The sequence below is a fragment of the Chitinimonas violaceus genome (assembly GCF_052601015.1).
The window spans coordinates 1-15,632 of the sequence record NZ_JBQXDJ010000012.1 but is presented as its reverse complement, the minus strand read 5'-3'; the positions used below and the strand labels follow the sequence as shown (position 1 = coordinate 15,632).

The 15,632-nt window shown below is 55.6% G+C and carries 13 protein-coding genes and 1 tRNA gene; 10 read left to right on the top strand and 4 right to left on the bottom strand.

What is annotated here, in order from left to right:
- Positions 1-12: 12 nt before the first annotated feature.
- Genes mlaD through ACUHMQ_RS06120 form a run of 3 tightly spaced genes read right to left on the bottom strand, consistent with a single transcriptional unit; the run spans position 13 to position 2,091 of the window.
- Complete coding sequence (mlaD, locus tag ACUHMQ_RS06130; protein WP_445294569.1) at positions 13-495, bottom strand: outer membrane lipid asymmetry maintenance protein MlaD; 483 nt, start codon at positions 493-495, stop codon at positions 13-15.
- Positions 495-1,289, bottom strand: coding sequence for a lipid asymmetry maintenance ABC transporter permease subunit MlaE (mlaE, locus tag ACUHMQ_RS06125; RefSeq protein ID WP_445294568.1), 795 nt, complete (start codon positions 1,287-1,289; stop codon positions 495-497). Before mlaE ends, mlaD begins: the two co-directional genes overlap by 1 nt.
- Positions 1,282-2,091, bottom strand: a complete 810-nt coding sequence (locus ACUHMQ_RS06120) for an ABC transporter ATP-binding protein (RefSeq protein ID WP_445294567.1) — start codon at positions 2,089-2,091, stop codon at positions 1,282-1,284. The genes mlaE and ACUHMQ_RS06120 overlap by 8 nt, the downstream gene beginning before the upstream one ends.
- A gap of 567 nt (positions 2,092-2,658) precedes the next feature.
- On the opposite strand from ACUHMQ_RS06120, the gene ACUHMQ_RS06115 reads away from it, so the two are divergent.
- The 10 genes from ACUHMQ_RS06115 (at position 2,659) to ACUHMQ_RS06070 (ending at position 14,807) form a co-directional block, all read left to right on the top strand.
- A complete protein-coding gene (locus ACUHMQ_RS06115; RefSeq protein WP_445294566.1) occupies positions 2,659-4,071 on the top strand; it encodes a sigma-54-dependent transcriptional regulator in 1,413 nt (470 codons plus the stop codon).
- Positions 4,061-5,488, top strand: coding sequence for an AAA family ATPase (locus tag ACUHMQ_RS06110; RefSeq protein WP_445294565.1), 1,428 nt, complete (start codon positions 4,061-4,063; stop codon positions 5,486-5,488). Before ACUHMQ_RS06115 ends, ACUHMQ_RS06110 begins: the two co-directional genes overlap by 11 nt.
- Positions 5,489-5,585: 97 nt before the next feature.
- Positions 5,586-7,424 (top strand): pilus (MSHA type) biogenesis protein MshL, encoded by a 1,839-nt coding sequence (gene mshL / locus ACUHMQ_RS06105; RefSeq protein WP_445294564.1) that lies wholly within the window; start codon positions 5,586-5,588, stop codon positions 7,422-7,424.
- A 10-nt stretch (positions 7,425-7,434) separates the two neighbouring features.
- Positions 7,435-9,006 carry a tetratricopeptide repeat protein gene (locus ACUHMQ_RS06100; protein ID WP_445294563.1) on the top strand — a complete coding sequence of 524 codons (1,572 nt, stop codon included), beginning with the start codon at positions 7,435-7,437 and terminating at the stop codon, positions 9,004-9,006.
- Positions 9,003-10,697 (top strand): GspE/PulE family protein, encoded by a 1,695-nt coding sequence (locus ACUHMQ_RS06095; protein WP_445294562.1) that lies wholly within the window; start codon positions 9,003-9,005, stop codon positions 10,695-10,697. Before ACUHMQ_RS06100 ends, ACUHMQ_RS06095 begins: the two co-directional genes overlap by 4 nt.
- Positions 10,697-11,899, top strand: a complete 1,203-nt coding sequence (locus ACUHMQ_RS06090; RefSeq protein ID WP_445294561.1) for a type II secretion system F family protein — start codon at positions 10,697-10,699, stop codon at positions 11,897-11,899. The genes ACUHMQ_RS06095 and ACUHMQ_RS06090 overlap by 1 nt, the downstream gene beginning before the upstream one ends.
- 1 nt (position 11,900) lies before the next feature.
- On the top strand, positions 11,901-13,496 hold the full coding sequence (locus tag ACUHMQ_RS06085; RefSeq protein ID WP_445294560.1) for a hypothetical protein: 1,596 nt from the start codon (positions 11,901-11,903) through the stop codon (positions 13,494-13,496).
- Positions 13,493-14,119, top strand: coding sequence for a hypothetical protein (locus ACUHMQ_RS06080; protein WP_445294559.1), 627 nt, complete (start codon positions 13,493-13,495; stop codon positions 14,117-14,119). Before ACUHMQ_RS06085 ends, ACUHMQ_RS06080 begins: the two co-directional genes overlap by 4 nt.
- Before the next feature lie 24 nt (positions 14,120-14,143).
- Positions 14,144-14,659 carry a hypothetical protein gene (locus ACUHMQ_RS06075; protein ID WP_445294558.1) on the top strand — a complete coding sequence of 172 codons (516 nt, stop codon included), beginning with the start codon at positions 14,144-14,146 and terminating at the stop codon, positions 14,657-14,659.
- Positions 14,660-14,731: 72 nt separating this feature from the next.
- Positions 14,732-14,807, top strand: a tRNA-Phe gene (locus ACUHMQ_RS06070).
- 99 nt (positions 14,808-14,906) lie between these two features.
- Here ACUHMQ_RS06070 and ACUHMQ_RS06065 read toward each other — a convergent pair.
- A partial coding sequence (locus ACUHMQ_RS06065; protein WP_445294557.1) for an RDD family protein occupies positions 14,907-15,632 on the bottom strand: 726 nt, incomplete at its 5' end.

Genomic DNA, 15,632 nt, shown 5'->3' with positions numbered 1-15,632 from the left:
TATCATTTCCTGTTATTGGGCGGATTTCGCCTCGGAGGGACTTTCCGCAGCCTTGCTGAACATAAACTTACTAATCAGCTGTTCCAACACAATTGCTGATGAAGTCAGATTGATTCGATCACCATTTTTTAACATTTCCTCCTCTGCACCGGGCGACAGACCAATGTACTGGTCACCTAAAATACCGGCAGTCAGAATCTCGGCTGAACTGTCTTTACTGAACTGGTACTGCTGTTCCAGATCCATAATTACATTAGCGCGATACGTTTTTGGGTCCAGCTGAATACCGGCAACCCGGCCTACCAACACACCAGCACTTTTTATCGGCGCCCGGGCCTTTAAGCCACCGATATTGTCAAACGACGCGGTAACCCGGTAAGTGGCATGGCCCGCCGACGAAGAAACATTGCTGACCCGCAAAGCCAGGAATGCCAAAGCAGCCAAGCCCAGAATTACAAACAAGCCGACCCAAAAGTCGTAGAAGCGGCGATTCATCAAACACCTCGGAACATAAAAGCGGTCAGGATGAAATCCAGACCCAGAATGGCAAGTGAAGAGGTAACCACCGTGCGGGTGGTTGCGCCCGAAACCCCTTCAGCAGTCGGTGGCGCATCAAATCCTTCGAACACAGCTATCACAGACACAGCAACGCCAAACACCAGGCTCTTGATCAAACCGTTACCGATATCGTTGTAGAAATCGACCTGCGCCTGCATCTGCGCCCAGAACGAACCAGCATCGACACCGATGAGGACCACCCCCACCAGATAACCGCCGAGAATACCCATCGCGGAAAAAAGCGCCGATAGCAGCGGCATCGATATAACCCCCGCCCAGAAACGTGGGGCCACAACACGCGCCAGCGGGTTGACCGCCATCATCTCCATGGCGGCCAGCTGTTCAGTGGCTTTCATCAAGCCGATTTCCGCGGTAATGGCTGAACCGGCACGGCTGGCAAACAAGAGACCAGCCACAACAGGACCAAGCTCCCGTAACAAGCTCAATGACACCAAAACGCCCAGCGCTTCGGAAGCCCCAAAACGCTGCAACGTGTCATACCCTTGCAAGCCCAGCACCATTCCGACGAAAAGGCCGGACACCAGAATGATCACCAACGATAAGACGCCCGTGAAATAAACCTCACGGATGATCAGGTTGAACCGGCGAAACGCGGTAGCGGAGTGCCAAAGCACTGCACTGAAGAAACGAAAACCAAAACCCAGCTTGATCAGGGCATCGACAGCTGGCGCGCCGACACCACGAATGCGGGCACTAAGCCAGTCAAACATTCTGCAACCCCATCAAATCTTCCGCATATGCTTTGGCCGGGTACTGGAAAGGCACCGGCCCATCGGGCAAACCACCCACAAACTGGCGAACAAAAGGCTCTGTGCTCGCACGGATCTCGTCCGGCGTCCCTTGCGCAACGATAGCGCCCTCCGAGACGAAATAGATGTAATCGACAATCTGCAACGATTCGATCACATCATGCGTCACCAGAATGGAAGTAGCACCCAACGCATCGTTGAGCTTACGTATCAGCTGACCGACCACACCGAGCGATATCGGATCGAGACCTGCAAAAGGCTCGTCATACATCATCAACATCGGATCAAGCGCAATAGCACGCGCCAACGCCACTCGCCGCGCCATACCACCCGATAATTCAGACGGCATGAGCTTCGCGGCACCGCGCAGACCCACCGCATGCAGCTTCATCAGCACAAGGTCACGGATCATGCTTTCCGGCAGATCTGTATGCTCCCGCATCTGGAAAGCCACATTGTCGAATACCGACATGTCGGTAAACAGCGCGCCAAATTGGAACAACATGCCCATCTTACGCCGCAGGGCATAAAGGCCTTCCGAATCCAGTTCGCGAACAACCTTGCCCGCCACACGCACTTCACCCTTGGAAGGTTTTATCTGGCCGCCCATCAGGCGTAAAAGCGTGGTCTTCCCGCAACCGGAGCCACCCATGATGGCAACAACCTTGCCTTTGGGAATCGATAAACTGATTCCTTTCAGGATGGTACGGCTGTCATAGGCAAAAGTAACGTTGTCGATCTCGACAAGAGGATCTGCAGGCACGGGGGAAGCGCTTAATAGCATTAAATGGGGAAAGAATTTTAGGTTAAGGGTGATTACGACACCAATTCGGGTTAACCGTTCATGTTGCAGTGCGACAACATTATCGCACCATTACAGAGTTAATCCGAGTCGATACTACGGTTCAATCGGTAATTCAGCATCAATTAGCACTAAATATCTATCAGAAAAGGTATTTATACCTAGCATAACTGCCCTGACCTCACGCAACCATGAAGACCGCCAATCCATCAGCAATATGGTGACGAATGGCACAAATTCAACCTGGGGCTGTATTTGAAATAAGACTGTGGTGTAAAACCGGTCTTAGGCTAATGAGTTTTGCTGCGCGGTTGCAATTAAAAGCATTCGTCCCGCACCCTTACTACAACTTGAATGCCCGCATTTCCGCACCACTGCATTACGTCAATGATGGTTGATCGCCATCAATCATGAACAGGTTCTTAGCGCTGGGAACAAAACCTGAAGGTTCTTTTGAATACCGCCTAATCCAACGCGGATTGGCTCGACCTGAAAACGTATGTCGACTAGAAACTAGTGACTATGCCTATGCCCAAACCCGGACTGCTACTGGTTGACGATGACCCATTGATCCGAGAAACCCTGGGCCTTGTCTTTTCAAATGAGTTTGATGTCCGTAGTGCAGCATCTCGACCCGAAGCAGTTTCGCTGATCAGCCAACCCGGTTTCCTGCCAGCACTAGCACTGGTTGACCTTGGCCTGCCGCCCGATACACACCATGCCGATGAAGGCTTTCGCCTTATTGTCGAGTTAAAGGCACTACGTCCCGACCTGCAAATCCTTGCACTATCAGGCCAGACGGGTGAGCAGCAAGCTCGACATGCACGTACCTTGGGGGCCATCGACTTTATCGCCAAACCTGCAGAACCAGGAAAAATCAGGGCTTTGTTATTCCAGGCCCTGAATTGGCGCAGCGCCGATGCTGTCATCGCGCCACAGGTCTTTGTCGATGGCCTGCTGGGGTGCAGTGCCTCCATGGAAAAACTGCGGCGTCAGGTATATCAGTTTGCGAGTGCGCCCTTCCCCGTTTTGATCTGTGGCGAATCAGGATCAGGCAAGGAGGCCGTAGCCCAGGCCTTACACGCAGCTTCGCCCCGCGCCAACGCCCCTTGTTTGGCGCTCAACTGTGCAGCGCTGTCGGAAAGCCTGATTGAAGCCACCTTGTTTGGGCATGCAAAGGGCGCATTCACCGGCGCCCAGACAGCGAAAGCGGGTTACTTTGAAGAAGCCGGCGAAGGCACGCTTTTCCTCGACGAAATAGGCGACTTGCCCTTGGGGCTGCAAGCCAAGCTATTACGTGTGTTGGAAAACGGCGACTTTCAACGGTTAGGCGAAACGCAAGGCCGCCACAGCCATGCCCGCATCGTAGCCGCAACAAACCGTGATCTACGCAGTCTGGCCCGTAGTGGCGCATTCCGTAGTGACCTTTATCACCGGCTTTCTGTATTGAATATCGAGACACCAGCGCTTCGGGAGTTGGGCGAGGACCGCCTACTGCTGCTAAAACACTTCTTGACGCGCTATGCCGACCAGTTGCACTGCGCGCCATTTCGTCTTGATGACGCAGCCAGCCGGGATTGGCTGCGCTACAGCTTCCCCGGCAACGTACGTGAACTGCGCAATATCACGATCCGCCTGCTTGCCAAATACCCCGGTCAACAGGTGAGCAGCGCTGAACTACGTGAAGAGCTGGATATGGATTTTGCAGAACCGGGCAACACCGCAAATGTATCGGGGATTCAACAAAAGCTGGCCAACAGTCGTGACTTCAAGCTTGACCAATGGCTGGCTGAACAAGAACAGGCATTTATCCAGGCCGCACTACAACTGGCAAACGGAAGCATGAGCCAAGCAGCCAAGCTGCTTGGATTAAACCGGACAACGCTCTACAGCAGATTGAGCGGCCAAACGCAGAGGGATGGGAAAGCTGATGTACCTTGAGCATTTCGGGCTGGCTGAGCCCCCATTTCGCATTACCCCCCACACCGAATTCTTCTACCAGGGCGCTGAACGCGGCGCGACGCTCGAGGCACTCCAATACGCCATTTTGCATGGAGAGGGGCTGGTCAAAGTAACCGGTGAAGTCGGTGCCGGCAAAACCATGCTTTGCCGGGTACTGATGGAACGCCTGCCTGCCAATATCGAGCTGGCTTATCTGGCAAACCCGAGCTTAAGCCGCGACGAGATCCTGCTGACGATTGCTGATGAGTTGAAACTGGACCTTGCCCATGCCCATAACCGCATTCCTATCCGTGCCTTGCAGAATGCGTTGATAGCCCGTTACGCCGCAGGCCGGCAAGTGGTTATTCTGATCGATGAAGCGCATGCCATGCCGGTCGAGAGCCTGGAGGAAATCCGCCTGCTTTCCAACCTGGAGCACGGCCACCATAAGCTGATGCAGATTGTCCTCTTCGGCCAGCCTGAACTCGATGCCAAGTTGGCCGAGCAACATATGCGGCAACTGCGTGAGCGTATTACCCATAGCTTTCAGCTCGCCCCATTGCGCCAGAAAGATGTCGGCGAATACCTGATGTTCCGTATGCGTACGGCAGGTTACCGGGGCCCTGATATTTTCACCTCACAAGCCGAAAAGCTGATCGCGACGGAGTCTGAGGGACTGACCCGCAGAATCAATATCCTCGCAGACAAAGCCTTGATTTCCGCTTTCTCAGCTGGCCAGCACCAGGTAGGAACATCGGAAGCGCGCGCCGCCATCAAAGACAGCAAGTTCCGCCAACGCTCACGCAAGCTTTGGCACAGACCTGCCATGACATTCAGCATCCTGTTGCTGGGCTTGCTGACCGGTGCTGCTGGCGCACACTGGTTGACCCTACCCAATCAACCCATCAAATCTACATTCGTCAAACTCAAGCCTCTCCAAGCACACACTCCCGCCATCAAGCCAGAGGCAACACCGCAGACCGCCGTATCGATACCGACATCACAGCCAGAACCCGCGGTGAATAAACCAGAACCAACACCCCCGGTTCAGGCAGCGCCCGTCAACCCACAAGCGCCGGAATCCTTGTTCCAGATGCGCCTGGAAGAAAGCCGCAATGTCATGAGCCGGCAATCGGCCGAACACTACACAGTATTACTTTCCGCCGCCCCGCGTGACGCCCGCAAGGAACTGGCCAACTTTCTGGCACAAGCGGCCCGCAAGCTGCCGATCGATGCACTTTACCTATACCCAACCAGCAACAGAAATGGCGTGCCCTATTACGGGTTGAGCTATGGCGTGTTCGCCGACCGTACCAGCGCGGCCCATGCCCTCGCTACGCTGCCTGAGGAATTACGGCGGGATCATCCCTTGCTACGCAGCATTGGTGGAATACGTTCCGAAATGTGGAGAGAGTGAGACTTACCTATAAATCAGCCAGTTCTATACTGGACTTAATGTGACCACTCAGGAATTCACACACACCATAGGGCACCTAAACGCAATGCGACATCTCGTGCTGATCGCCCCGCTCGTCATTGCCGGTTGCGCCACACATCCGATATCGGTGGCCCCGGGTCGCCACGCTCAAGCGCCAGCCCCTCGGCCCCAGGACCTTCCACCCACGGTAGATCGCCCCAACTTTCTCCCACCGCCTTCCGCCAATGCCAGGGCAGATACGTATAGTGTCGTCGTCAGCAATGTACCGGTACGCGATCTGCTGTTCGCTTTGGCACGTGATGCCAAGCTGAATGTGGATATCCACCCGCTGATCAAGGGCAATGTCACCCTGAATGCGTTGAATCAGACGCTGCCGCAAATCCTGGACAGGGTCGCCCGCCAGGTAGACGTGCGCTATACGCTGGAGAGCGGCGTATTGGCGGTACTGCCCGATACCCCCTACATCAAAAGTTACAACATCGACTATGTAAATGTTGCACGCAGCGCCCAAGGTAAGGTCTCGATATCAACATCCGTCGCCTCAGCCGGTGGTTCTGCAGCCAGTAGCAGCGGCAGTGGGGGGGCAAGCGAAGCGCGCAATAGCTCAAACACCGAAGTCAGCAATGTGGCGGAGAACAAATTCTGGGAACGGCTGGGAGAAAACATCCGTGAGCTGATCACCTCCAGCCGGCGTGCCAGCGCACAGGAGAAACGCGAACGAGAAGCACAGGAACTGAAGGAAAACCAAGCAAGAAGTGCAGAACTAGCAGATCAGAAAGCTGAAAGTGAACGACGCAAGCAGGAAGACCGGCTGAAAGCTGCCCAGGCCGTCGCCCAGGCCGGGAGTGGCGCTCCCCAGCTGCTTTCAATGGTGATCGGCAACAATGCTCAGACACAGGCCACAGAAACAGATCAGACTGGCATCGATGTATTCATCCACCCTGAAACCGGCGTCGTCACCGTCAATGCCACCAGTCGCGAGCATGCCAAAGTACAGGAGCTCCTCGATCGCGTAAGTGCCGGTGCGCGCCGGCAGGTGCTGATCGAAGCTACGATCGTGGAGGTCACTCTGGGGGATCAGTATCAGGCTGGGATTGACTGGAGCATTCTCAAAACGCAGGACAATCGCCTTACCTTCAACCAGAGCCTGACAGCAAACAAGTTCGCTGCTGTGCCGCTGACAACGCTGACCTACACCAAAGCCGCCAGCAGTCTGTTGAACGGTGCTGACTTCACCGGCACCATCAAGCTGTTGGAGCAATTCGGCAAGACCAAGGTGCTGTCCAGCCCGAAGATTATGGCGTTGAACAACCAGACTGCACTCTTGAAAGTGGTGGATGAGCGCGTCTATTTCAACGTCAAGCTGGAAGTCACAGAAGCCACGGATAACAGCCCCGCGCGACGGGAATACACATCGGAGATCCGTACCGTACCCGTCGGCGTCGTCATGAGCGTTACACCGCAGATAGGTGAAAATGCCATGGTCTCGCTCAATGTACGCCCTACCATTTCGCGCATCACCGATTACAGGTCCGACCCGGCAATACGGTTGATGGGGGGCGAGGTGGAGAACCTGGTACCGGAAATCCAGGTTCGCGAACTGGAATCCACCCTTAAGCTCGCAGATGGGCAGATGGCCATACTCGGCGGTTTGATACAGGACAACATCAACACAAGTAGGACCGGCTGGCCTTTCCTTTCACGCCTGCCCTGGGGGATTGGCGATTTGTTCAGCTACCGCGATGACAGCGCAGGTAAAACCGAACTGGTGATTTTCATGCGCCCCGTCGTGATACGCGACCCAAGTCTGAATGGAGACCTTCAGGAGTACCGGCAGTACCTGCCCAAAGAGGACTTCTTCAATAGCCCCGCCGACGAGATTTCTGTCTTCAAAAACGGTCTGACTGCTCGTTAGAGACCCGCTTATGAGCTTGCTGCTGGATGCCCTGAAAAAAGCCGAAGAAGCCAAGCGGTTGAAACAACAAGCCAGCGAGGCTGGTGATAACGCGCCAACACCCGAAGCAACACCGCCCGCCAGCGACACTGAAACCGCAGAAGTCTTCCCTTCGCTCGACCTTCAACCTATCGAAGAATCAAGCGAGCCTGCAGCAGCTCCAGCTGCCTCGCTACCACCAGCCGAACCAAGCTACAGTAGCCTCAGCCTGGCGGAACCCGAACCGGCCCCTCAGGAAACTGAAGCACAGGAAACCCCACCATTATTGCAAGATGTACACGTGCCGGATGCAGACATTGCCGCTATACCCGGGCTGGCATTGACACAACCCGAACCCGCCGAATCAGTAAGTATCAGCTTCGAAACTGAGGAGCCTCTCGAACCCGCCCCAGTCGCACTCGCAGTTCACGAGGAAAAGACGGCTTCACCACTTCCTGCGTCCAGCAGGGCAGCCCCGGCCGAGCCCATTCCAACAGTGACTCCACCACAGCCCGCAACACCGGCTGCTGCCAGCTCACCTCCGCCGCAAACCCGCCCCCACGTAAAACGCCAATCCCGACTGATACTGATTGCCGTATTCATGGTGATCAGTTTCTGCGCTGCAGGCGCATGGCTCTGGTGGTTGCAAAGCCAGCAGCAAACAAGCGGGCTGTTCGCGCCAACGCCAGCACCACCGCCCGAAACACCCATAGCCAGTACTGATACGGCGCAACTGAGTGCCGAACCGGAAACTCCGGCTGCCACCACATCACCTGAAGCCGCAACACCAGAAGCAACTGCAGCACCACAAACGGCAGAGGAACCCGTCACACCCAAAGTTGAGGCGCATACAGCCGAACTCGCCAAACCACGTCCGGCACGTACCCCTAAACCACCACAACCAAGCAAGCCAAAAGACAGGGCGAGCATTATCGAACCCATACCGTCGCTGCTTTCAGGTCAGGATGTCCGATTCGTACGCACCCCCCCACAGACCGGTGTCGCAGTCCTGGTCAGTCAGGCTTATCAGGCATTCGAGCAGGGTGATTATGTCCGAGCAGGCCAGCTATACCGCCAACAGTTAGGCCAGGAACCCAAAAACCGTGATGCGCTGCTTGGGCTGGCTGCTGTTGCGCTCAAACAAGGTCGTTTTGGCGATGCTCGAGCCATCTACCAACGCCTGCTTAGCGACAACCCACACGATGCTTTGGCGCAAGCCGCCTTAGCGAGCTTGGCACAGGATAACGGCACAGAAGACAGCGAAAGCCGGCTGAAGCACCTTTATGCAGAACGCCCTGGCGCCGATGTCGCCGCGGCCATGGGCAGTCTCCTGGCCAAGCAGGGCCGTTGGCGTGAAGCGCAGGATTATTATTTCAAAGCCCATAACGCTGACCCGGAACAGCCTGACCATGCCTATAACCTGGCTGTCAGCCTCGACGCGCTCGGCGAACGCCGCCTCGCCAGCACCTATTACCAGCGTGCGCTCGACTTAGCGGAAAAGAAACCGGCGAGTTTCGACCTGATAGCGGCAGTCCAGCGTTTGAAATCACTGGGCTCGCCATGAGCCAGGCGCCCAAAAAGCTCCCACTTGGTGAACTGCTGGTAGTCAAAGGGGTTATCAGCTCCGACCAGTTGCGCATTGCGCTTACCGAGCAGAAGAAATCGGGCTCCCAGCTGGGCAAGGAACTGGTAAGGCTTGGCTTTGTTTCCGATGCCACCCTGCGTGAATCGCTATCAGAGAACCTCGGCCAAGAGTCCGTCGACCTTTCACATGTACTGCCTACCGCTAACGCAATCGCACTGATCCCAAAGGATGTCGCCAAACGTAATCTGATGCTGCCGCTGTCGCTGGACACTGAGACCAAGAAGCTGACGGTGGCGATGGTCAACCCGAACAATCTGGTCGCGCTTGACCAAGTGCGCGCGCTACTGCGGAATACCTACGAGCTGTCGCCGATGCTGGGGGCAGAAGCCGACATCATTCGCGCCATCGACCAGTATTACGGGTTCGAGCTGTCCATCGACGGCATCCTGCATGAAATTGAAACCGGGCAGATCGACTATGTCAGCCTGTCGAATATCGATGCCGAATACAGCCAGCCCGTCGTCCGGCTGATCGACGCGCTATTGGCCGATGCAGTACATCGCAGCGCATCAGACGTGCATTTCGAACCCGAGCAACGGTTCGTACGTATCCGTTACCGTATTGACGGTGTATTGCGACAGATACGCAGCCTGCACAGAACCTACTGGCCCGCCATGGTGGTACGGCTGAAGGTGATGTCGGGCATGAATATCGCCGAGACACGCGCACCACAGGATGGACGTATCTCACTGGGTATTTCAGGCCGCCAACTCGACTTCCGTGTCGCCGCCCAGCCCACCGTACATGGCGAAAATGTAGTGCTGCGGATTCTGGACCGGCATAAGGGGCTGGTGCCGCTGGAACAGCTTGGCTTGCCGGACGACAATCTTCATCTGCTCAAGCTGATGATCGCCCGCCCTGAAGGCATCATTCTGGTGACCGGGCCGACTGGGTCAGGCAAAACCACCACGCTGTATTCCATACTCAGCCATATCAACAGCGAAGGGGTCAACATCATGACCCTGGAAGACCCGGTGGAATACCCGCTGCCGATGATCCGTCAGACCTCCGTCAGCGAGAAGGTCGACTTCAGCAGTGGCATACGATCGATGATGCGGCAGGATCCGGACATCATCCTGGTGGGCGAAATACGTGACAAGGACACCGCCGAAATGGCATTTCGCGCCGCCATGACGGGGCACCAGGTCTATTCCACCCTGCACACCAACTCCGCTGTAGGCGCGATTCCCCGATTGCTCGACATTGGCGTACTACCCGACATCCTGGCAGGTAACATCATCGGCGTTGTCGCACAGCGGCTGGTGCGTAAGCTCTGCTCCCATTGCAAGGTCAGCAAGAAAGCGGACGACTTCGAGCGTCACATCCTGGGCATGGATGACACGCCAAGCTTGACGCTTTACCAGCCACAGGGTTGTGCAAAGTGCGACAACCAGGGCTACAAAGGCCGCTTATCCATATTGGAAATCCTTAAATTTGACGGAGAGCTGGACGAACTCATTGCGCATCATTCCACCACCCGGGAAATCCGCCTGCGCGCGATCGAAAAAGGGTTCCGTACCTTGGCGGAGGATGCTATTCGCAGGGTATTGGAAGGCATAACGTCACTCGATGAAATCGCTCGGGTGGTCGATCTGACGGATCGCATCTGATGCAATTCCAATACCGCGCCATCGACCAATCAGGCAGACATAACCGCGGACGGTTGGAAGCCAGCAATGTTGTCGACCTGGAAGCGCGTCTGACCCGCCTGGGCCTGGACCTGATCGATGCCAAAGCAGTCCGTGCCCGAACTGGCCTCTTCAACAAGCAGAAAATTGCCCGCAGCGAGCTGATCACTTTCAGCTTTCATATGGAACAACTGACCCGGGCCGGTGTGCCGCTGCTTGAAGCCCTTGGCGACCTGCGTGACAGTCTGGACCATGGCTATTTCCGAGAGATCGTCGCCAACCTTATCGAGGACATCGAAGGCGGCAAACAGATGTCCCAAGCCATGGCGCAGCACCCGCTGGTGTTTTCCAACGTATTCGTCAATCTGATTCAGGCAGGCGAAAGCAGCGGACGGTTGCCAGAAGTATTAAAGAATCTCGTCGAAACCTTGAAGTGGCAGGACGAACTTTCAGCCCAAACCCGCAAACTGCTGATGTATCCATTGTTTGTCGGCTCCATCATTCTGCTGGTCATCGGGTTCCTGCTGGGCTGGCTCGTGCCCAAGCTAGCCGGGTTCATCCAGAACATGCAGCAAGAGCTGCCGTGGAATACCAAGCTCTTGATCACCCTTTCACACATCCTTACCGACCAGCCATGGATTGTCGGTATCGTCCTGGCTACCCCATTCCTCCTATGGTGGGCGTGGAAGGTCAGTGACCCGAACTACCAATTACGGGCCGATCGTCTAAAACTGCGCTTGCCCTATCTCGGTCCGGTACTGGAAAAAATTGTATTGGCCCGTTTTGCCAATTACTTCGCCCTCATGTACGGCGCAGGCATCGCTATTCTGGAGAGCATTCAGATTCTGGAAGGTGTGGTGGATAACACCTTCATGGCCCAAGGCTTGCGTGAGGTGCGTGGACAGATCAGCGAAGGACAAGGTGTCGCCAGCAGTTTTGAGCGGGTACGACTATTTCCGCCATTGGTGATCCGTATGTTGCGTGTAGGGGAGAGCACTGGCGCGCTGGACAACGCGCTGGCAAATGTCAGCTATTTCTATAACCGGGATGTCAAGGAATCGATCGAGCGTATTCAAGCCATGATCGAACCGACAATGACGGTGGTGCTTGGCTTCCTGCTGGGCTCGGTCATGTTGTCTGTGCTTGGCCCGATTTACGACCTGCTTACCAAGATCAAATTCTGATATGACGTACCGCAGCTACTTTCTATTCCTGAGCGACACCAATCTGAGCATATGGCAGACCCAGTCTGGCCTGATCCAGCAGGAAGCAAGCTTTCGTGCGAACGAAGAAGGCGTGGCCGCATTCACCGAATTTGCTGCAAAGGCTACCAAGGCACATTGGTACATTCTGTTCGATCTGCAGGAGGAAGACTGCCGGGTCGAAACCGTACCCCACGTCAACCCGAGGGACCGTCGTAAGTTGGTGGCGCGGCGCCTGGCCCAACTCTATCGGGCCTCACAGTATCACAGTACGGCACACCAGGGCCGCGAGGAAGAAGGTCGCCGGGATGACCGTATCATGTTCACCGCCGCCAGTAATCCGGCACCGTTGGACATGTGGCTAAATGTATTGGTACAGCAAGAAGCCTATATCGTTGGCATCTACTCGGTCTCGTTACTGACTGCGCAACACGCCCACCGCATTACCGGCCTTCCACCACGTGTACTGGTTGTCAGCCGGCAAAATACCAGTGGCCTGCGCCAGACCTATCTGGCGAACGGTGCAATGCGTTTCTCGCGCCTGATGGTACTGGAAGACGACACCGTAAAGGGCCAAGCTAACCAGCTGGCAGCTGAATCCGCACGCGCTCGCCAGTTCCTTGCCAGCTTACGCGCCATAGAGCGTACCGATGTACTGCATATTGTCATGCTGTGCAGCGAATCCGAAGTGGAACAGTTCCGTGCGCTCTGTCCAGACAGCGAACTGATCCACTATACGTTTCTGCCCATGCGCAATCTGGCCGAGGCGTTGCATGTGAAATACACGGAAGATCTGCGCTTCGCCGAACCCATATGGTTGGCATATCTGGCACGTAAGAGCCCTGCCAACCAGTATGCCCCCTTCGTTCAACGCAAGCCTTATGTTGCGTGGCAAATCGGCCGGGCGCTTTATGTATTCGCGGTGCTTATCCTTATCGGGGGGTTGTTCGCTAGCCATACATATTGGGAGGCCAGTCGCCGGCTTGATGAGGAAAGCAACATCTTCGCCCAGCGTCAGAAAAAAGCCGAACTGGTCTACAACCAGAACGTTCCACCTCAGCAAAACGGCAGCTTTACACCCAGCGGCATGAAGAATGTAGTGCAGGCATATCGCCAGCTCGTCGAAAAATGGCCCAGCCTAAGTAAGACCTTGGTCGAGGTATCCCAGGTCTTCAACAACTATGCAATGTATGAGCTCGATCAGATCGATTGGGAAGTCAGTACCAATCCCATATCCCGTGCGAGCCAAACAGAAGCGCCGCCGCTGGCAGCCCCAGAACCCGAACCTGGCGCACCAGCAATGGATGCCCCACGCTACCTCATCATGGAGTTCCGCGGCCACCTGCTGACCTATGAAGACCAATACCGGCAGGCATTGGACTTGGGCGATGCCATGGTGCAATCATTTGCAATACAGACTGGGGACAAAGCCGAAATCATCCAGTTGCCGCTGGATACCAAGTCCGAAAGCAAGATCGACTTCAACAGCGAAACAGGCGCAGATGTTCAAGGCGCGCCACTTGCGCTACGTATCGTCCGACAGGTACCCGTCACCCCCCCTGCGGAGCCACAGTCATGAACTGGCAGATGCGTGATCTGAAACGCATTCGCACACCGTTGGTTGTCGTCTTATTGGCGACCATCATGGCAGCAGGCCTTACCGGGCTGGCCAACTGGGTGAAAACCAAGGCCATCAACCAGCATAACGAGCTGAGTGCCGCCGTCGATGACGCTGAGTTACGCGCCGCTACTGCCGTGACCGATCGTGCCAATCTGGCAACCTATCAAGCAGAGATGGACCGGCTTAAGCAACTCGGAGTCCTGGGGGAAGAACAACGTTTGGCCTGGGTGGAAGCGTTTGCCGCTCAAACGCAAAAAGGCAATCCTGCAGCTGTTCACTTGCAAATCGAGCCTCGCCGCCTACTGGAAGACCCGCCGAGCACGCCGGAACCACTCGAGAATGTGCGCTTCTTTGCCAGCAGCCTGCAATTGGAAAGCAAGCTATTGCATGAGAGCGATCTGCTGCGCATGCTGGCCAATATCCGCACCCTGCCCGGTGCCAGCATCATTCGCCAATGCACGCTTAATCGCAGCGATGGCAGTGCATCTGCCCGTCCTTTTCTGCTGGAAATGAAATGTCGTGGCGAGTTGATCACGCTTGATATACCCACCACGCCTTCAGAAGAACCAACACCCCAATAACTACCAGTAATAGAGATATCCACCATGCGTAGCATCTCGGCATACATCGGTATCTGCATCCTTTGTCAGTGGGCACAGGCTGGCACGATGGATGATGCTGACCTGGGCCGACTTTTCTTCAGCCCGGAAGAACGTACCAAGCTGAACCGCGCCCGCGTGGGGATATTCGACAGCCAGTCGCTCGGCGACATGAGCAAGACCATTCACTTGGATGGCATTCTGCAACGCCCCGGCAAGCCACCGATCCTGTGGGTAAACGGTAGCCGCCTTAAAAGCGATACGGTGGCAGGCGCTACGGTTCAGGCCGCCAGTAACACCAACACGCTGCTCGTGAACTTGCCCGAACAACCTGATGCGCAAGGACAACTCAACGTCGGGCAGACACTGGACCCAGCCAACGGCAGTGTTCGCGAGGCCTATCAACGCCCCACCCAATCCAGCAGATTGCTGCTTAAACGCCTTTCGGAACGTGGTGCCAAAACGCCTCTCCCCACCACAGCTAAACAATCAACGACACGCCAACCAACACGTTCAAACTAAAAATTTGGAAAAACTTTCGCGCCTTTGCTTGACGCACTGCCGCCTTTCCGGTTTAATGCGGCCTCTCTCGACGGCCAGTTAGCTCAGTTGGTAGAGCAGCGGATTGAAAATCCGCGTGTCCGTGGTTCGATTCCGCGACTGGCCACCAGATACAAAAACCCGACTTAGTCTAAGTCGGGTTTTTCGTTTTAGTGCTATCCGCAACAAAAGGCCTGCAAAAAATGCAAGCCCTCTCGCTTCTTCTAGCTCATTCACGCACTACCGGTAACAGCACAATCTGCGTTCCTGCTAAGCGGTCATACAAAAACTGGCCCTCTTTATCGAGCCAACTCCAAATAGCAGGTAGCGCAGCCCAAACACAGGCCACCCAAACTGCCCATTTCATACCTGGCACATGTTTGGCCCATAACCAGACAGGGACCAATGGTGCGTAAACCAGCAAGGCCACCACAAAACGAATCAGCATGGCTCGCCAACCGGGAGCGGACCCGTCGCGTGCTTGCAGACATAAACGCCATGTCTTCATGGCCAGTGTTTGGCCCGAGCGATGCCAGCACCAAGCGAAATAGGCGAACAACAGCGACAGCAGATAAATAAATTCGACATAGCGCCGCAATACTGATGCCTGCTCACCGCGCCAAAGCAGCTGAAACAGCATACCTGCAGCCAACAAGACTGCCACCAGTAGTAGCGTTTCGTAACAGAGCGCCAGTAAACGGCGCCAGCGTGGAGCCAGTGGATAGGTGGTAGTCATGCAGTGCCACAAGTTCGGTTCTAGGAAAGATCGCCAAGATACGGCTTCAGGCTCAAGGATGCCAGTACTGCCTCGCGGTGCAAACTCTCCGACCAATCGGCATAGGGGCGGCCAGATTACTTGGCCGACCCCTGCCACACCACCCGGCATGCGGGTCCGCACCGGGCGGTTCGAGAAGTTGAGGTTAGGCGAGTCTTGGAACTCCCAGGCGGTCGAAAT